The organism is Paenibacillus apii, assembly GCF_011043685.1.
Classification (GTDB): domain Bacteria; phylum Bacillota; class Bacilli; order Paenibacillales; family Paenibacillaceae; genus Paenibacillus_AQ; species Paenibacillus_AQ sabinae.
The window spans coordinates 200,845-219,783 of the sequence record NZ_JAAKGU010000001.1 but is presented as its reverse complement, the minus strand read 5'-3'; the positions used below and the strand labels follow the sequence as shown (position 1 = coordinate 219,783).

Here is an 18,939-nt window from a genome sequence, read left to right as displayed (position 1 = left end):
CATGATTTCTTTACAGCATCTTACCCTTCGCAGAGAGCAGAACCTTATACTGGACGATGTGTCGCTCGATATCCATCAAGGTGAGAATTGGGTCATCCTCGGTCGGAACGGTTCGGGAAAAACAACGCTGCTTGAGATGATGACCGGCTATTTGTTCCCAAGCAGCGGTACGGTCAAGGTGCTCGGGCATACCTACGGCCAGGTTGACTTGCGCGAGGTGCGCAAGGAGATTGGTTATATTGGACCTTCGCTGATGGAGAAATTGACTCTCCGCGATCCGGTCTGGGAGGTTGTGGCGACGGGGGCTTACGCCTACCTGCGCTTTTATCAGGAGATTCCTGCGGACATCAAGGCCAAGGCGATCGCTCTGCTGGAGGACATGAATTTGGGACGGCTGGCGGATCACCCGTTCGGCACGCTTTCTCAGGGAGAACGCAAAAAGGCGATGCTCGCGCGCTGCCTGATGGCGGACCCGAAGCTGCTCATTATGGACGAGCCGTGCGCGGGACTTGATCTCTATGAGCGGGAAAAAATGCTGGCCGAGGTGGACAAGCTTAACCGCCGGGAGGTAACCGTCGTCTATGTCACTCATCATGTCGAGGAAATTGTGCCGCTGTTTACCCATGTGGCGCTGATCCGCGGAGGCCGGCTGGCCGGAGCGGGACCGAAGAAAGAGGTGCTGACCCGCGAGATGATGCTGGCTGCGTATGAGCTTCCAGTGGACATCGAATGGGAGGAAGAGCGCCCCTGGATCAAAATTAAACGTGGAGGATTATCCATTTGAGCGAGCTTAACCAAAGCATTGAACAAAATCCGTCTGCGGAGGGGAACGGGACGGTTTCCCGATATATTTGCACTGCCAATCACGGCTTTGCCCCTTACGCCCAGGAGGAGCTCCGCCGCGAATTCGGCTCGGTCAAGAGCACCCTGCTGCTGCCCGGCGAAATATTTCTAGCTACGCTTCAGGCGGAGCCAGAAGAGGTTACACGGCGCCTGACGGAGAACCCGCCGATCTTTCTGCGCCATATTCAGCCTGTTCAGCTGCAGGATGAAGGTAGCGAGGAAGCGCTGGAGCGGCTAACGATTTATTTGAGCCGCAGAAGCGAGCTCCAGGGGGAGCGAATCGCCATACAGGTGCGCAAGACCGATGATTCATTCTGGCGGGAAAGTCCCGGCGAGCTGCGAGAACGGCTGCAGGCGGGGCTTGAGGGCGTCGCCGCCGAATTTACCGTCCAGAATCCGGCATGGATCGTTTCGGTCTATGTTGCCGCGAACGCGCTATACGCCGGGGTATCCCGGCCCGATGACAATTTGTCCGACTGGAACGGCGGCGCGATTCGGTTCCGGCGCGAGGACGGACAGATTTCCCGGGCGAAATTCAAGCTGATGGAAGCGGAGAAGGAATTCGGCATATCGTTTAGCAGCTTCCGCCGCGCCCTCGATATCGGGGCGGCGCCCGGCGGCTGGACGTCCTTTCTTCTGGAGCGGGGACTGGCTGTAACTGCCGTCGATCCCGCCCGCATGCATGAATCGCTGAAGGATCATCCCGGCCTTAAAGTGCTTCGCAAGAATGCCGGAGAGGTCAAATTCAAGGAGAACGAGTTCGATCTCCTCGTCTGCGACATGAGCTGGAGCCCGAAGCTGATGGCTAAGCTAGTGACGGAACTGCTGTACAGCCTGACGCCCGGAGGAACCGCCGTTGTCACCGTAAAGCTGCTCTACAAGAAGCCGCTGGCGCTGATTAAAGAGATTATGGCTATGTTCGAAGCCGAACGGATGCAGATTCAGCGGGCAAAGCAGCTGTTTCATAACCGGGACGAGATAACCCTTTATATGATTAAATATTAAAGCGATAAATTTTCGGATAAGTCGAACATCTATCCATCGGGAAAGCATCCCGCTGAAGCGTAAGCCGCCATTAGTGCGGCCGTCTGCAGCGGGGTGCTTTTTTGCATGGAAAAAAGCTATCGGGAGGGAAAGGAAATGCGGTATCCATCGAAACTGATACAGGGACAAATTCTGGGAGACCGGTACTTGGTAACCGGTCTCGTTGGCTCGGGGGGAAGCAGCCATGTGCACCTGGGCGAGGATTTGCGGCTGCCCGGCAAGCGCTGGGCCATTAAGGAATGCGTGACGGAGGATCTTTACGGGAGCGTGCAGGCCGAGGCGGAGCTGCTCATCGCTCTAAATCACCGGCGGCTTCCAAGGGTCGCCGATTTCATTCCGCCGGACGAAGACGGCTATTCCTATCTTGTTATGGACTTTATCGAAGGGTTGACACTGGACCGGTATATGGAGGCACGAGGCGGTGTGATCCCGGGCGATACGCTGCTCTTGTTCGCTGAGCAGCTGCTGGAAGTGCTGCAGTATCTTCACCAGCACCGCCCGCCGATCGTCTACCGCGACTTGAAGCCCTCGAATATTATGCTGACTCCGGACAACGAGCTCATGCTGATTGATTTCGGGATCGCCCGCAGGCACAGGATGGACGCGGGCGAGGATACGGTTAAGCTGGGAACGGTAGGATTCGCCGCGCCGGAGCAGTACGGAAGCGGCCAGAGTGACCACAGATCCGATCTGTACGGTTTGGGCGCCCTGCTGCTGTACCTCGCCACGGGCGGACAAACCAGTGGATGGTCCGCCGGTATGGAGCGGCGGCTGGAAGGCCGTGTCCCGGAGCCGCTCATTCCCGTGCTGCGAAGGCTGCTCCGGCCGAGGCCGGAGGACCGGTACGAAAGTGCGGCAGAGGTGCTTCGGGTTCTGGAAGGAGTAAAGCCGGACCGTTCCGCCGGAGAGCGGAAGAATGAGCCGCTCGCCGAACGCCTTCATCCACAGGGCAAGACCAGCATCGTAACGATGATGGGCACGGCATCAGGCCTCGGGACGACGCATGCTTCGCTGGCTGCTGCAAGGTTCCTCAGCCGCTACGGGAGGACGGCCTGGGTCGATTACGCGCCGGAATCGCCCGTCTACGGGCGGATCGGCGCGTTGGCCGAAGCCGCCGGGCGGAGGGCTCCATCCGAAGGAGCGGACGGTCCCCTTGAGGTTAACGGCTTTGATTGCTGGAAGCGTCCCGGGAGCGGCAGCCTTGCGGATATGGCGGGCCGCTACCGTTACATTGTTCTCGATATGGGCACTGGAGCGTATGAGGGGGCAGCCGAGCAGTTTGCCCAAGGCGACATTCCCGTGCTGATCGCCTCGGGTGCCGATTGGCGCATGGAGGAGACGCTGATGCGGCTGCGCCGCTGTGGTTACCTGCAGGATAGCGGCTGGAAGATTGCCCTTCCAATGGCCGGCAGCCAGGCCTCCGAACTGCTGAGACGGGCGCTGGGCAGCAAGGAAGTGTACACCCTTCCCTGTCAGCCTGAGCCTTTTGCAACCGGAGGGGAGATGGAACCGGTCCTGAAGAATTTGTTCGTCAGTATCCTGGAAAAGGGTGGCGGGCGGAATAAGGGAAGCTTTTTACAGCGGAAAAAAAGATGAAATGTAAACTTTTTTATTTCTGAAAGCAGGCTCTTTATGCTAAAATAAATCATTGTATAACCTGCTGAATATCCATGATTTTAAATATAGATAGGAGCTTGCAGAGAATTTATGAGTTTACTTACTGTAGAAGACGTTTCCCACAATTTTGGGGACCGTCAGCTGTTTAAGAACGTATCGTTCCGTCTCCTCGCCGGAGAGCATGTCGGGCTTGTTGGAGCGAACGGCGTCGGCAAGTCGACGCTGATGAATATTTTGACGGGAAAACTGCTGAAGGACGGCGGCAAGGTGGAGTGGACGCCAAGAGTCCGCTACGGCTACCTGGACCAGCATACGGTGCTTACGCCAGGTAAGACGGTGCGCGATGTGCTGAAGGACGCTTTTTTGCCGCTGCTTGAGCTTGAGCAGGAAATGATGGGCATCACCGAGAAAATGGCCGAAGCCTCGCCGGAAGAATTGGAGCTTCTGCTGGAGCAAATGGGCGAAATCCAGGAGCAGCTGGATATCGGGGACTTTTACCTGATCGACGTTAAGGTGGAGGAGATGGCCAACGGGCTCGGACTGTCCGCAATCGGACTGGACCGGGATGTGGCCGCACTGAGCGGCGGACAGCGGACCAAGGTGCTGCTGGCCAAGCTGCTGCTGGAGAAACCGAACGTGCTGCTGCTCGACGAGCCAACCAACTATCTCGATGTGGAGCATATCGATTGGCTGACCAACTATTTGAAGCAGTATCCGTATGCGTTCATGCTGATTTCCCATGATACGGAGTTCATGAACAAGGTCGTGGATGTCGTCTACCATCTGGAATTTGCGAAGCTGACGCGCTATACGGCTAACTACGAGAAGTTCCTGGACATGGCTTACATCAACAAGACGCAGCATATCGATGCGTACGAGAAGCAGCAGGAATTTATCAAGAAGCAGGAAGACTTCATCCAGCGTAACAAGGCCCGCTACTCGACGTCCGGACGGGCGAAGAGCCGGGAGAAGCAGCTTGAGCGCCTTGAACGGATCGACAAGCCGGAGGAAGCCGCCAAGCCAACGTTTAACTTCAAGGAGAGCCGGGCAAGCGGGAAGACGGTATTCGAGGGCATCGACTTCGAAATCGGCTATGACCGTCCGCTGCTGCCGAAGCTGAACATGACGATCGAGCGCGGCGAGAAGATCGCCATCGTCGGCTGCAACGGTGTCGGCAAATCGACGCTGCTGAAGACAATTCTCGGCGTTATTCCGCCGATTAGCGGGAAGACCTACCTGGGGGACTTCCTGTCCCCCGCTTACTTTCAGCAGGAGGTCAAAGCCGGCAACCTCACACCGATCGACGATGTCTGGAATGAGTTTTCCAGCCTGAATCAGCATGAAGTGCGGGCCCACCTGGCGCGCTGCGGCCTGAAGAACGAGCATATTACCCGTCCGCTGAACATGCTGAGCGGTGGAGAGCAGGCGAAAGTGCGGCTGTGCAAGCTGATGATGCGCGAGAGCAACTGGATCCTGTTCGACGAACCGACGAACCATCTGGACGTCGTGGCCAAGGAAGAGCTGAAGCGGGCGCTCAAAGAATTCAAGGGCACCGTACTGCTCGTATCTCACGAACCCGACTTCTATGAAGATTGGGTGACCAAAACATGGAACGTCGAGCAGTGGTCGACACAATCCGTATAGCGCCACCGGAATTAGCCGGTTATAATGGCTAATATGTGCCGGAAGCGTCTTTGGGTTTAACCGGCGGCGCAGATGCTCAGACTCAAGATTAATAAAGATAAGTCCGGGAGACGGCGGTTGAGAAGCCGTATTCCCGGACTTTTGAACATGAAGGGGGATCTTCCGCATGGAAAGAAATCAGGAGATAGAGATGACGGCTTCCGTAGCCGCCGGAAGAGACGGGCGCTATTCGCGTCAGGTGCGGTTTGGCCCGTTTGGCGAGGAAGGCCAACGAAGGCTCGGTCAATCTAGCGTGCTTGTGGTCGGAGCAGGAGCGCTGGGTACCGGCATCGCCGAGACACTGGTGCGCTGCGGGGTCGGACGAGTTGTCATTGCCGACCGCGACTATGTGGAGTGGAGCAACTTGCAGCGCCAGCAGCTGTACACGGAGGAGGACGCCGAGAACCGCATACCGAAAGCGGCGGCCGCCAAAGCGAGGCTTACGGCGATCAATTCGGAAGTCACGGTGGAAAGCCACATCCTGGACGTGCGCGCGGAAGAATTGGAGGCGCTCGTACCGGGAATCGACCTCATCATGGACGGGACGGATAACTTCGATACCCGACTCATTCTGAATGATATAGCGCAGAAGCACGGTATTCCATGGATATACGGCGCATGCGTGGCAAGCTACGGGGTCACCTATACGTTTATTCCGGGCGAGACGCCCTGTTTGAACTGTCTGCTCGGCACCGTTCCGCTGGGCGGGGATACCTGCGACACGGCGGGCATCCTGCCCCAGGCTGTACAGATGGTGACTTCAAACGCAACGGCCGAGGCGATCAAGCTGCTCGGAGGGCGGAAAAGCCAGCTGCGCGGGAAGCTGATGACATTTGACATCTGGAACAACGAATATCAGGAAATCGGCGTGGGGGCCGCCCGCAAGGCGCACTGCCCGTCATGCGGAAGCGAGCCGGTGTATCCGTACCTGTCCGCAGCGAACACGGAGCGCAGCGATGTGCTCTGCGGGCGGAACACGGTGCAAATCCGTCCGGCGGTTCGCAGCTCGCTGTCGCTTCCGGACACCGCGAGCAGGCTGTCGAGACTCGGACTCGGCAAGGTAGAGAGCAATCCGTACCTTGTCTCGTTCAACGACGGAGATTACCGGGTCGTCGTGTTTGCGGACGGCCGGGCTCTCGTACACGGAACGAACGATATTTCGGCGGCGAGGAGCGTTTATCACCGCTATTTTGGATAAGAGTTTAATACATCAAGACTGATCTATAAAGACAACGGCCATCCGCATTTGGAATGGCCGTTGTTTTTTTGGGAAATCTAGACGGTAATACAGCGTGCGCCGGGTCCGCTGCTCGCGCAGCCGGCGGATATGGAGGATTTCCGTGGATGAAACAATTGTTTGGTTCTTCCCTGAAGGGAAGGAGGACCGGATACTGCCCGGCGGCCGGGATGAGCAAGAGAGCGGGCGGGCCGCAATCGGCCGCATTCTCCGGGAGACCGGTCTGACGGTAGAAGAAAGCCCTGGCCTAGAGGGCCTGCGGGACCAATTGTCGAAGTGGGATACCGCTATGCTCGTAGCGGAAATACCGGACGGCGGTCCATGGGAAGGCTGGGAGGCGGTGGCGGAAGCCCGGGAGGACGGCAAAAGCTTTCCGGTTCTGGCCATTTCCGCATCTCGGGGCGGAGACGCGGCGGTATCCGCGTTCAAGGCGGGGGCCAACGATTATATGTCTTACCCGCTTCACGCCGGCGAGCTGAGATGCCGGATCGAGAACCTGCTGGCGCTGACGCTGCCGCGGCGAACCGGCCGCAGGCTAAAGATCGGCGACCTTGTGCTTGAGCCATCCCGTAGGCGGGCTAACCGTGAAGGCCGGGATTTGATGCTCACCCCGAAAGAATTCGCACTGCTGTACTATCTGTCCGCCAACACGGGCGAGATTTGCACACGCGATGATATTTTACGCCATGTATGGGGATACCATTTTCAAGCCAGCACCAATGTGGTGGATGTCTACATCCGCCATCTGAGGCTAAAGGTTGATAAAGGGTACCGGCAGAAGCTGATCCATACGGTTCGCGGCGCGGGTTATGTAGTCAAGGCGCCAGAAATGGCGCCATTAGTATAAGTCCGGTTGTAATACAGCCGGTGCTTAGAGTTACAGTACGCGGCGTGCCTTCAGATACGTTCTTTTCCAGTTGCCAGAGTTCAGGTTGGAAATCGTAACCCCCGGAGAGCCGTACGTATGCAGGATTTTTCCGTTACCGGCATAAACCGCTACATGTGTGACATTACGGCCGTTGGCGCGGGCGCCGCTGGAGAAGAATACAAGATCCCCGACACGCAGGTTGGATTTGGATACCGCTCTGCCTACCTTGGATTGCTTAACCGAGGTGCGGGGCAGATTCACGCCGTATCTTTTGAAAATATATTTGGTAAAGGAAGAGCAGTCGAAGTTACGGGTTGTCGAAGTCGAGGCGCCGAATTTATAAGGTACTCCCAAAAAGTTTTTGCCGAAGCCTACAATATTCGAGCCTGTCGATGCAGCCGAGGCCGCTTGCGCGGTAGGTGTTGCTTCACCGCTTGCCATGATACCGCCAAAGCCGATCGCCGTGCAGATTCCCGCAACGACTACTTTATGAATGAAAGTGGTTTTTCTCATGCTGTAGAACCTCCAAAGATGTATGATATTTGTCCAAGCAATTGCCTTGGCCTGAAAGTAGTATAACAGGTCTGAAACACCCTAAAATTTGGCGGTGAAGCCGCAAACCTTTGGCGGTCAAGGGATGTATGCGTTTTATTAAAAGTAGATTAAAAGTTACAAAAAATTAATTTTTGCACAGCTACACAAATAAAAAAGACGGATAAACCCTTATGGATCAAGGGAATCCGCCTTTTTAAAAAAGATCACAAAGTTACAAAGATGTCTTAAATTTGATCTACTTTCCTTCAATCCTTACTCTGAATAATCAGGAGAAGACCGCTCTCTATCGTTACGGTTCCTGCCTGAGAGGTCAGCCGGTTGCTGATCCCCAGTGATTGTCCCAGCTTTAGCGTGGCATCAGTTAACGGGTACTGGAATCCCTGCAGTGTAATCCCTGTGACTTCCGGAGTAACGGGCAGCAGAGAGACATAGGTATAGCCGCGTTCCTGAACGAGGGCTTGAGAGCCGGTGATCGTCACATAATTGGTGAGATCCATCACCGAGCAGCGGATCTGCCGCTGAAGCGCCCGGGCCATCATCTGAATGCCGGCCAGTGTATGATCGAGACGGGTTCCCGTAACGCCAAAGAGCAGAATTTCTTCAGGTTGTGTCTCTATCGCCAGATCGAGGGCAAGCTCGCTGTCGGTCAAGTCCTTGTCAACGGGATCGCAAGCAATCACCTTCGGACACTTTTCTTCAATTAATTTGAACTCGTCCGGCTTAATGGAATCGAAATCGCCTACGGCAATGTCGGGAATGACGCCATGATTAATGAGAAACAGCGCACCTCGGTCTGCGCCGATAATGTAATCTTCGTGGTCAATTTCCTTCAAGAACAGTTCGGACAGCTCTCCGCCTGCAAAAATAACGCATCTGCGCGCTGGCATCGCAGGTCCTCCTTCCGTAAATAGCAGCATTTGTAATCCTGACCTAGTATAAAGCACATCGGCAGGTTGTACAATTGCCATCGTCCGGGCTAAAATGGGGAAGGCGCCTTCAGGCGCGGCAACAACAAGGATTTATGGCGCAGGGAAATCTTGAGAATAAGGGGGAAGTGTTGTGCTTAATGTGCTGTTTGTCTGCCTGGGAAATATTTGCCGTTCTCCAATGGCGGAAGCCGTACTTAGAGACAAGATCGCCAAGGAAGGACTTCAGGAACAAATATCCGTGGATTCGGCCGGAACCGGAGACTGGCATATCGGAAAACCGCCGCATGAGGGAACAAGACGGATGCTGGACCAATACGGAATCAGTTATAAAGGGATGGCTGCTCGGAGAGTAAGCGGGGAAGACTTCGGCAAATTCGAATACATCGTCTGCATGGACAAATCGAACGGAGCCAATGTGCGCAAGCTGCCAGGGGGCGAGGATGCGAAGCTCATGTACTTTATGGATCTGCTGCCGGACAATGAGCAAAGGGAAGTTCCGGACCCCTATTTTACCGGGAATTTTGAGGAGGTCTACGAGCTGGTAAACGCAGGCTGCGAAGTTCTGCTGGAGAAGCTGAAGCAGGATCTGGCGTCAAAATAGAAAAGAGGGCTGCGGTTCTCTTTCTTCGCCCTCTTATGAAAGCGTAATCATTACCCTTGAATATTGCAATTGTAAGAAGTTGTTCACCATTTTGGGCGTTCAAGCCCTTTTCAAGCGTTTAAGAAATAGAGGAGCGATTCGGGAAGTTCTTTTTGCCAGAAGCCCCAGATATGGCGGCCTTCTTTTTCGCGGTAATCCACCTTGGCGCCCCGCTCCTCCAGCAGCTTCCTGGCATCCCGGTTCAATTGAACGAAGTCGTAGACGCCCGTGTCGGTCTGATAATCCCTTTCCTGCAGCCCGACGACCATGTTGATGTCTAGCCACGAAAGGTCGGTCTCATCCTCGATCCACTCCAGCGTAAGGGGATAGAACGCGCCGGACAGGCTGAGCACGCGGGTGAACAGGTCCGGATACCGGAGGGCAAGATGCAGCGAAACGCTTCCTCCAAGCGAGTCTCCGGCTACGATCCGTTCGGACGGTGTGCGGCGAACCGGATAATTTTGCTCAATATAGGGGATAATTTCTTCGGCAAAGCATGACAGATATTGATCGAACCGGGTGCCGAACGGCGCATATTCCTGGGTTCGGACGGCCACGTTCACCTCCACTCCGACGATGATGAACGGATCGGCGCCTTCCTCGAGAATCAGCCTGCCCGCTATGGTCGCGATCCGGCCAAAGTTGAAGAACTCCTCACCGTCCTGGCAATAGACGACAGGATAACTGAGCAGTTCGTTATAGCCAGGAGGAAGGTAGACGCGCAGCTTGCGCTCCTCCCCCAGACTATCGCTCCACAGGGTATGTTTTACAATTGTACGTTTCAGAAAAACAGAATCATTCATGGCTGATAGCCGCCTTTCCTGTCGGATTTTGCAATGCTTCCGGCAATGAGTTAGAATGGTTTTTGTGGCAAAAATCATTTACATTTTGAAAACTGTCAAAACTGTTATATTAAAATTGATTGCCTGTTATACATACAAAACTTACGCTACTATAAATTAAATGCGTATTTCTTTGACGAAATCAGCGAAACAGGTGTATAATAATTCTATAACAGTGGCAGCCAATATTCAAATTGTTATTCAAACTTTTTTACTGAGGTGAAGATAATGAGTAAAGTTCCTTACGAGGTTTATACAGAGGACGTTGAAGCTCTCTCGGTTCTTTCTCCAGCCGGAGAAGTGATCAACAAGGATAAAATGCCTGAGCTTACCGACGATCAATTAAAAGAAATTGCTTACCGCATGATTTTCACCCGGACATGGGATGACCGTGCGGTCAACCTGGGCCGCCAAGGCCGCCTTGGATTCTATGCGCCGACTTCCGGACAGGAAGCGACAATGGTCGGCAGCGAATTCGCCCTGGAGAAGGAAGACTTCGTCTGCCCGGGCTACCGCGATATTCCGCAGCTGGTTTGGCACGGCCTGCCTCTTCATCAGGCATTTCTGTACTCCCGTGGCCATCAGCACGGCGGTGAAATCCCTGAGGATGTAAGCGTGCTGCCTCCGCAAATCATTATCGGCGCCCAAATTCTGCATGCCGTCGGCATTGCGATGGGCTTTAAATTGAAGAATCAGAAGAATGTCGCTATTACCTACACTGGTGACGGAGGCTCCTCCGAAGGCGATTTCTATGAAGGTCTTAACTTTGCTGGCCGTTTCAAGCTGCCGGTTATCTTCTTCGTGCAAAATAACGGCTACGCCATCACCACCCCGTTCGCGAAGCAAACCGCGGCCAAGTCGATCGCCCATAAAGCGGTTGCAGCGGGCATTACCGGTGTGAAGGTCGACGGTATGGACATTTTTGCGGTCATTCAGGCCGTGAAAGAAGCAGCTGAGCGTGCACGTAACGGAGAAGGAGCTACCTTGATCGAAGCCGTTACATACCGTTTCCGTCCGCACTCCCTGTCCGATGACGCCAGTAAATACCGCACGAAAGAGGAAGAGGGCGAGTGGAACGAGAAAGACCCGATTGCCCGTGTGGTGAAGTATCTGGAATCCAAAGGCCTGTGGAGCGATGAAGATACGCAGCGCGCGAAGGACGAAGCGAAAGCGAAAGTGAACGAAGAAATCAAACTTGCGGAAAAAACCGAAAAAATGACGATCTCCGGCCTGATCGACAGCATGTTCGAAAAGACGCCGAAGGATCTGGAAGAGCAAAAAGCGGATTTTGAATAAGGAGGAGTTCTGGCTATGGCACAAATGAATATGAAAGAAGCGATTCGCGACGCGATGCGCGTCGAATTAAAACGCGATCCAAGCGTCCTGATCTTTGGCGAAGACGTCGGCCATGTCGGCGGCGTGTTCCGGGCGACGGAGGGACTTCAAAAAGAATTCGGCGAAGATCGCGTATTTGATACGCCGCTGGCGGAATCCGCTATCGGCGGTCTTGCTGTGGGCCTTGGCGTTCAAGGGTTCCGGCCGATTGCCGAAATCCAGTTCGTCGGCTTTATTTTCGAAGCTTTGGACCAAATGGTCATTCAGGCTGCCCGTCTGCGCTACCGCACCGGCGGCAAATATAACTCGCCTGTTGTGTTCCGCACGCCGTTTGGCGGCGGCGTCAAAGCGGCCGAGCTGCATACCGACTCTCTGGAAGGCCTTATCGCCCAAAGCCCCGGCATCAAGGTCGTAATTCCTTCCAACCCTTATGATGCCAAAGGCCTTCTGATCGCGGCTATCCGCGACAATGACCCGGTATTCTTTATGGAGCACCTGAACCTGTATCATGCGTTCCGTGCCGAAGTTCCGGAAGACGACTACACAGTAGAAATTGGCAAAGCCAACGTGGTACGCGAAGGCACCGACGTGACGATCATCGCTTACGGCTTGATGGTACATACGGCTACCAAGGCTGCAGACGAGCTTGAGAAGCAGGGCATCAAGGCCGAAATCATCGACCTGCGCACCGTCAGCCCGATCGACATCGACACGATCGTCGAATCCGTCAAGAAGACCAACCGCGCCATTGTGGTGCAGGAAGCGCAGAAGAGCGCCGGCGTTGCCGCCGAAGTCATCGCACAAATCAATGAAAAAGCTATTCTTCATCTCGAAGCTCCCGTTCTGCGGATTGCAGGACCGGACACCGTATATCCGTTTGCCCAAATCGAAGATACCTGGCTGCCGAATCCCGCCCGCATTATTGCCGGCGTGAAGAAAGTTATGGAATTTTAATTCTACCTACACCGGACATTTGAATCCAGACACTTGAAAGAGGAGGTTTTCGATCGTGGCAAAATATAACTACCCGTTCCCCGAATTGGGCGAAGGCCTGCACGAAGGCGAAATCATCAAAATGCATATTAAGGTCGGGGATAAAGTAACCGATGAAGACATCATTATGGAAGTTCAGAACGACAAGGCGGTTGTCGAAGTTCCTTGTCCCGTCAACGGAACCGTTCTGGAAGTATTGGCCAAAGACGGCGATGTATTCCGCGTAGGCCAGACCGTTGCGGTCATCGACGCGGAAGGAGATATTCCCGAGCAGGAAGGCGGCCACGCCGAAGAGCAGGGAGCGCAGGAAGCCGATTCGGCCAAAGGCAGCGCGGACACGACTTCGTCTCCGGCGGCAGCAAGTCCAGCGGACGCCAAAGCCGGTGAAGCTGCAGCCGTTCCGGTACCGGACCGCGACGTCCTGGCTACGCCTGGCGTGCGCAAATTCGCCCGCGATAACAATGTTGATATTTCTAATGTCAACGGCAGCGGCAAGAACGGCAAAATTACCCGCGAAGACGTTGAAGCCTTCCTGAACGGCGGGCAGGCAGCGGCTCCGGCAGCTCCAGCGGCAGCCGAAGCGGCACCGGCAGAGAAATCTGCGGCTCCGGCGGCAGCGGCTTCCGGCAACGTGAGCCTGGAAGAAGAGCGCGTACCGTTCAAGGGCATCCGCAAAGCGATTGCGAACGCGATGGTCAAATCGGCTTATACCGCTCCGCACGTAACAATTATGGATGAAGTGGATGTAACCGAGCTTGTCGCGTTCCGCACGCGCATGAAGCCTGTCGCCGAGAAGAAGGGCGTGAAGGTAACCTACCTTCCGTTCATCGTCAAAGCGCTTGTGGCCGCTTCCCGTCAATTCCCGGCGCTTAACGCGACGATCGATGAAGAAGCGAACGAAATTGTGTACAAGAAATACTACAATATCGGCATCGCTACCGATACGGACAACGGCCTGATCGTTCCGGTAATCAAGGACGCTGACCGCAAGAGCATCTGGATGATCGCATCGGCGATCAGCGATCTGGCAAGCCGCGGCCGCGAAGGCAAGCTGAGCCCTAATGAAATGAAGGGCAGCACGATTTCGATTACGAACATCGGCTCCGCAGGCGGCATGTTCTTCACTCCGATCATCAACTATCCTGAAGTGGCCATTCTCGGAACGGGCCGCATCAGTGAGAAGCCTGTCGTGAAGAACGGCGAGGTTGTGGCCGCGCCGGTAATGGCTCTGTCCCTCAGCTTCGACCATCGTCTGATCGACGGCGCAACCGCGCAGAACTTTATGAACTACATTAAATCGCTGCTCGCTAATCCGGAGCTGCTGGTTATGGAGGTGTAAGATATGGTAGTGGGAGACGCTTCACTCGATATTGATACATTGGTCATTGGTGCAGGTCCAGGCGGATATGTGGCCGCTATCCGGGCCGCACAGCTCGGACAAAAAGTCCTCATCGTAGATAAATCCGAAGTCGGCGGCGTATGTCTGAACCGCGGCTGTATTCCTTCCAAAGCGCTGATCTCGGCGGCTCACCAGTATGAGTCCGCCAAGCACGGCGAAGCGTTTGGCATCAGCGCCGAGAACGTAAAAGTGGACTTCGCCAAGACGCAGGAGTTCAAGAGCGGCGTAGTCAAGAAGCTGACCGGCGGTGTCGCCGGCCTGCTGAAAGGCAACAAGGTAGAAATTTTCAACGGCGAGTGCATGTTCATCAGCACAACGGAAGCGCGCGTATTCAACGATCACGAATCGCCGCGCTACCGCTTCAAGAACTGCATCATCGCGACGGGCTCCCGTCCGATCGAGCTTAAGCCTTTCCCGTTCGGGGGACGTATCCTGTCCTCCACCGAAGCGCTTGAGCTGCCGGAAATTCCGAAGAGCCTGATCGTCATCGGCGGCGGGTATATCGGTGCCGAGCTCGGCCAAATGTACTCCAAATTCGGCACGAAAGTTACGATTATCGAAGGCTTGGACACTGTCCTTCCTGGTTTCGACAAAGACATGACCCGTCTTGTGGCGAAGAGCATGGCCAAAACGAGCATCGAGATTGTAACGAACGCCAAAGCGGAAAGCGCCGTGCAGACGGACAAAGACGTTACCGTGAAGTATTCCGTGGGCGGCGAGTCCAAGGAAGTGACGGCGGAATACCTGCTCGTAACAGTCGGACGCCGTCCGAACACCGATGGGGAGCTTGGACTCGACCTCATCGGCATCGAGCTTGACGAGCGCGGACTGATCAAGGTCGACCATCAAGGGCGTACCAACGTTCCGAACATTTTCGCCATCGGCGACGTGGTTCCGGGCCTTGCACTGGCCCACAAAGCTTCTTACGAAGGCAAAGTGGCTGCCGAAGCGATTGCGGGACATAAATCCGCTGTCGATTACAAAGTCATTCCGGCTGTCGTATTTACCGATCCGGAATGCTCCAGCGTCGGTCTGACGGAGAAAGAAGCGAAGGACAAAGGCTACAAAGTCAAATCCGGCAAATTCCCGTTTGCCGGCAACGGACGCGCTCTGTCCCTGAACAATCCGGACGGCTTCATCAAGATCGTCGCGAATGAAGAGAACAATCTCGTGCTTGGCGCGCAAATCGTCGGCATCGAGGCCTCCAACCTGATTGCCGAGCTCGGTCTCGCGATTGAAATGGGCGCTACGCTTGAAGATATCTCTCTGACCATTCATGGCCATCCGACACTTGGCGAAGTGGTTATGGAAGCAGCCGAACTGGTTGAAGGACATCCGATTCACGTGCTGTCCCGCTAATCTTACAAACGAGAAGCCTGCCACGGCCGGCTGACAGAATAGGGCGAAGACGCATCAGCGTTTTCGCCCTTTTTTCAAAAATATATCAAGGTAAAAGCTTCGCGAAATGAATCATGTCCTTTTCTATAGTTTGGCATGTTACATAGCAACGTCAGACATGGTAAACTTAGAAGAGAATATGAGTGGAGGAGCGTTGTAGGCTTGCAAAAATATTTGGATTTGCTGCAGGATATATTGGATCATGGAACGCGCAAGAGCGACCGGACGGGAACGGGGACGATATCCGTATTCGGCCGCCAGCTGCGTTTTGACCTTTCGGAAGGATTTCCGCTGATGACGACCAAGCGGATTCATCTGAAATCGGTGGTGCATGAGCTGCTGTGGTTTTTGAAGGGCGACACGAATATCGCTTATCTCAAGGAGAACGGCGTCACGATCTGGGACGAATGGGCCGACGAGAACGGCGAGCTGGGACCGGTCTACGGCTCGCAGTGGCGCGCCTGGGAAAGCGCGGACGGACGTCATATCGACCAGATCACGAATGTAATTGAGTCGATCAAGAAGAACCCGGACTCCCGCAGACATATCGTAAGCGCCTGGAATGTGGGCGAGGTCGATCAGATGAAGCTGCCCCCCTGCCATTTCGTGTTTCAGTTCTACGTAGCGGACGGCAAGCTGTCCTGCATGCTGACGATGCGGTCGGTCGATTCGTTTCTGGGGCTGCCGTTCAATATCGCAAGCTATGCCCTGCTGACGCATATGGTTGCCCAGCAGACGGGGCTTGAGCCGGGTGAATTCATCTGGTCCGGCGGGGATGTGCATATTTATACAAATCATCTGGAGCAGGTGGCGACTCAGCTTTCCCGGGAGCCTTACGAGCTTCCCAAGCTGATTATCCGCCGAAAACCGGACAGTATATTCGATTACAATTACGAGGATTTCGAGTTTGAAGGCTACCGCCATCATCCGGGAATCAAGGCGCCTGTCGCTGTCTAGGAGACATCCCGCAAGGGTTAAGCACAACGTCGAAAGGAATGAGAGCACAGAAATGAGCATTAGCTTAATTTGGGCCATGGGTGACAAAGGAGTCATCGGCAAGGACGGCGGCATGCCCTGGCATCTGCCGAGGGACTTCGCGTTCTTCAAGTCGCAGACGATGGGCAAGACGATGCTGATGGGGCGGAAAACCTGGGATTCCTTGGGAGGCAAGGCGCTTCCCGGCCGAAAGAGCGTGATCCTGACCCGGGACACAAGCTTCGCTCCTGAAGGGGCGGAGACCGTCCATAATCTGGAGGAAGCGCTTGAGCTGGGGCGCAGGGAGGACGAGCTGATGGTGATCGGCGGAGCGGAAGTCTACCGGATTACGCTTCCCTTTGCCGACAAACTGATCGTTACCCGGATAGAGGAGTCCTTTGACGGCGATACTTTTTTTCCCGAAACGGACTGGAGCAAGTGGCGTGAGATTTCAAGCGAACAGGGAGTCCGCGATGAGAAGAATCCGTATGATTACCGGTTCGTCGTCTACGAACGTACGGATAAAGCGTAAGCCCTAATCTCTCCGGCCCGGTGCCTGTCGACCCAACTATCTGACATAACATGTGAAAAAAGTACAAACAATCAGCAGATTAGTCCATTAACGTGCAAAAGTTAGGAATGCTAATATAATAAAAATTAGATATGCTAGGTCGACGGATGATGTCAAGAGCCTGGTTTGCGCTGCCTGCATTTTGCCGGACTGCCGCACAGGGCTCCCGTGTACGGATATCAACAAGAAGAGAACGGATGGGGGATACGAAGATATGTCTACACCTACTGGATTTATGGAATATAAAAGACAGCTCCCGGGGGACCGCGATCCGCTGCAGCGGATAAAGGACTGGGAGGAGTTCCACGAGCATCTGTCCGAGGATGAGCTGCGGACGCAGGGCGCACGCTGCATGGACTGCGGCACGCCTTACTGCCATACCGGCGTCGACATGGCCGGCGGCACTTCGGGCTGTCCGGTGCATAACCTTATTCCCGAGTGGAATAACCTCGTATACCGGGGATTGTGGAGAGAGGCGCTGGAGCGCCTGCACAAGACAAACAACTTCCCGGAATTTACCGGCAGCATCTGTCCGGCTCCATGTGAAGGATCATGTACGGTTGGTCTCATCGGACAACCGGTAACAATCAAGACAATCGAGCTTTCGATCATCGACAAAGGCTTCGAAGAGGGCTGGGTTGTTCCAGAGCCTCCCGAGAAGCGCAGCGGCAAAAGAGTTGCGATTGTCGGCTCCGGACCAGCCGGACTCGCGGCGGCTGCGCAGCTTAATAAAGCGGGCCATACGGTTACCGTATATGAGCGCAACGACCGGGTAGGCGGACTGCTGACCTACGGCATTCCGACGATGAAGCTCGACAAGCGCGTCGTGCAGCGCCGGGTCGATCTGCTGGCAGCTGAAGGCGTGAACTTTGTCGTTAACACGGAGATCGGCAAGGATATTCCGGCGCAGCAGCTGGTTGACGAGTACGATGCCGTAGTGTTGTGCGGCGGCGCAACCAAAGCGCGCAGATTCACTGCGGAAGGCAGCGACCTGAACGGCGTCATGTACGCGATGGATTATCTGAACGGCACGATCAAGAGCTATCTGGCTTCGGGTCTTGAAGACGGCAATTTCGTATCGGCTGAAGGCAAGGACATCATCGTGCTTGGCGGCGGCGATACCGGCTCCGACTGTGTGGCAACGGCGCTGCGCCACGGCTGTAAGAGCATTACCCAGTTCGGTACGCATGAGCAGGCGCCGCTTGAACGCGACCCGATTGCGAACCCTTGGCCGCAGTTCCCGAATGTGTATACGCTCGACTACGCCCAGCAGGAAGCGAAAGCCGTATTCGGCAAGGACCCGCGCGAGTTCTCCATCATGACGACGAAATTCGTCGGCGACGAGAACGGCAACCTCAAGGAGCTGCACACGGTGAAGATTCACCGGACGGTCGATGAGACGGGCCGCAAAATTTACCAGCCGATTCCCGGCACCGAAGAGGTCTATCCGGCGCAGCTCGCGCTGATTGCCATCGGTTTCGACGGACCGGAACAGGATCTGATTCAGGAATTGAAGCTGGAGACCGACCGCCGCACGAACGTGAAGGCGCGTTACGGCCAGTTTAATACCAATGTGGAAAAAGTGTTCGCCGCCGGCGATATGCGCCGCGGACAAAGCCTGGTCGTCTGGGCGATCAACGAAGGACGCGCTGCCGCTCGCGAGGTTGACAAATACTTGATGGGTACGACGGTTCTGCCTTAAGGATTCGGACATAGGCGTTACTGAACCCGGCCCTTCCGATTTCTCCAATCTTGACGAGGCCGCCAAAATAATGTAAATTAATTGAAATTGTTACGATAGATCAACAGCGGTGACCGAGGAAAGCAGAGCATCTCCCGCGTTAGAACAGAAAGAGAATCCACCGGCTGAGAGGTTCTCCAAAGACGCCTGTTCTGCTTCCCGCCTCGGTAGCTGCAGCGAAGAAACGCATGAATCATATGGCTTTATGTCCGTAAGAAGGGCTTGGCCATTGACCGAAGGGATCTCCGGCAGACAGGCGGCAGCGCCGC

Annotated in this window: 17 protein-coding genes; 14 read left to right on the top strand and 3 right to left on the bottom strand. The window is 55.0% G+C overall.

Going from position 1 to position 18,939, the window contains the following annotated elements; translation table 11 throughout:
- Position 1: 1 nt before the first annotated feature.
- From G5B47_RS01090 to G5B47_RS25980, 6 genes are all read left to right on the top strand, one after another.
- Positions 2-784: an ABC transporter ATP-binding protein gene (locus G5B47_RS01090; RefSeq protein WP_165093436.1), complete on the top strand. Its 783-nt coding sequence runs from the start codon at positions 2-4 to the stop codon at positions 782-784.
- Positions 781-1,848 carry an SAM-dependent methyltransferase gene (locus G5B47_RS01085; RefSeq protein WP_206107165.1) on the top strand — a complete coding sequence of 356 codons (1,068 nt, stop codon included), beginning with the start codon at positions 781-783 and terminating at the stop codon, positions 1,846-1,848. Before G5B47_RS01090 ends, G5B47_RS01085 begins: the two co-directional genes overlap by 4 nt.
- 135 nt (positions 1,849-1,983) lie before the next feature.
- Positions 1,984-3,483, top strand: coding sequence for a serine/threonine-protein kinase (locus tag G5B47_RS01080; RefSeq protein WP_165093434.1), 1,500 nt, complete (start codon positions 1,984-1,986; stop codon positions 3,481-3,483).
- Between the two features lie 111 nt (positions 3,484-3,594).
- The gene (locus G5B47_RS01075; protein ID WP_165093432.1) at positions 3,595-5,148 is read left to right on the top strand and encodes an ABC-F family ATP-binding cassette domain-containing protein; all 1,554 of its coding nucleotides are present in this window, start codon (positions 3,595-3,597) and stop codon (positions 5,146-5,148) included.
- Between the two features lie 166 nt (positions 5,149-5,314).
- Positions 5,315-6,385 (top strand): ThiF family adenylyltransferase, encoded by a 1,071-nt coding sequence (locus G5B47_RS01070; RefSeq protein WP_165093430.1) that lies wholly within the window; start codon positions 5,315-5,317, stop codon positions 6,383-6,385.
- 142 nt (positions 6,386-6,527) lie between these two features.
- Entirely contained in the window at positions 6,528-7,271 is a 744-nt protein-coding gene (locus G5B47_RS25980) for a response regulator transcription factor (protein WP_165093429.1), read from the top strand.
- 30 nt (positions 7,272-7,301) lie between these two features.
- On the opposite strand, the gene G5B47_RS01060 is transcribed toward G5B47_RS25980, so the two are convergent.
- The gene (locus tag G5B47_RS01060; RefSeq protein ID WP_165093427.1) at positions 7,302-7,805 is read right to left on the bottom strand and encodes a C40 family peptidase; all 504 of its coding nucleotides are present in this window, start codon (positions 7,803-7,805) and stop codon (positions 7,302-7,304) included.
- A gap of 287 nt (positions 7,806-8,092) precedes the next feature.
- Entirely contained in the window at positions 8,093-8,734 is a 642-nt protein-coding gene (locus tag G5B47_RS01055; RefSeq protein WP_165093425.1) for a thiamine diphosphokinase, read from the bottom strand.
- A 172-nt stretch (positions 8,735-8,906) separates the two neighbouring features.
- Here G5B47_RS01055 and G5B47_RS01050 point away from each other — a divergent pair, with 172 nt between their 5' ends.
- The gene (locus G5B47_RS01050) at positions 8,907-9,377 is read left to right on the top strand and encodes a low molecular weight protein-tyrosine-phosphatase (protein WP_165093424.1); all 471 of its coding nucleotides are present in this window, start codon (positions 8,907-8,909) and stop codon (positions 9,375-9,377) included.
- A gap of 110 nt (positions 9,378-9,487) precedes the next feature.
- Here the strand turns inward: G5B47_RS01050 and G5B47_RS01045 are convergent, their stop codons facing one another.
- Positions 9,488-10,219: an alpha/beta hydrolase gene (locus tag G5B47_RS01045; RefSeq protein WP_165093422.1), complete on the bottom strand. Its 732-nt coding sequence runs from the start codon at positions 10,217-10,219 to the stop codon at positions 9,488-9,490.
- Positions 10,220-10,486: 267 nt separating this feature from the next.
- Here G5B47_RS01045 and pdhA point away from each other — a divergent pair, with 267 nt between their 5' ends.
- The 7 genes from pdhA (at position 10,487) to G5B47_RS01010 (ending at position 18,631) form a co-directional block, all read left to right on the top strand.
- Positions 10,487-11,554 carry a pyruvate dehydrogenase (acetyl-transferring) E1 component subunit alpha gene (gene pdhA / locus G5B47_RS01040; RefSeq protein ID WP_165093420.1) on the top strand — a complete coding sequence of 356 codons (1,068 nt, stop codon included), beginning with the start codon at positions 10,487-10,489 and terminating at the stop codon, positions 11,552-11,554.
- A 15-nt stretch (positions 11,555-11,569) separates the two neighbouring features.
- Positions 11,570-12,547 (top strand): alpha-ketoacid dehydrogenase subunit beta, encoded by a 978-nt coding sequence (locus G5B47_RS01035; protein WP_165093418.1) that lies wholly within the window; start codon positions 11,570-11,572, stop codon positions 12,545-12,547.
- Positions 12,548-12,602: 55 nt separating this feature from the next.
- Positions 12,603-13,925, top strand: a complete 1,323-nt coding sequence (locus G5B47_RS01030) for a dihydrolipoamide acetyltransferase family protein (RefSeq protein ID WP_165093416.1) — start codon at positions 12,603-12,605, stop codon at positions 13,923-13,925.
- Positions 13,926-13,928: 3 nt separating this feature from the next.
- Positions 13,929-15,344: a dihydrolipoyl dehydrogenase gene (lpdA, locus tag G5B47_RS01025; protein ID WP_165093414.1), complete on the top strand. Its 1,416-nt coding sequence runs from the start codon at positions 13,929-13,931 to the stop codon at positions 15,342-15,344.
- Positions 15,345-15,545: 201 nt separating this feature from the next.
- On the top strand, positions 15,546-16,340 hold the full coding sequence (thyA, locus tag G5B47_RS01020) for a thymidylate synthase (RefSeq protein WP_165093412.1): 795 nt from the start codon (positions 15,546-15,548) through the stop codon (positions 16,338-16,340).
- A 52-nt stretch (positions 16,341-16,392) separates the two neighbouring features.
- The gene (locus G5B47_RS01015; protein WP_165093410.1) at positions 16,393-16,890 is read left to right on the top strand and encodes a dihydrofolate reductase; all 498 of its coding nucleotides are present in this window, start codon (positions 16,393-16,395) and stop codon (positions 16,888-16,890) included.
- 253 nt (positions 16,891-17,143) lie between these two features.
- A complete protein-coding gene (locus G5B47_RS01010) occupies positions 17,144-18,631 on the top strand; it encodes a glutamate synthase subunit beta (protein WP_165093408.1) in 1,488 nt (495 codons plus the stop codon).
- Positions 18,632-18,939 lie beyond the last annotated feature (308 nt).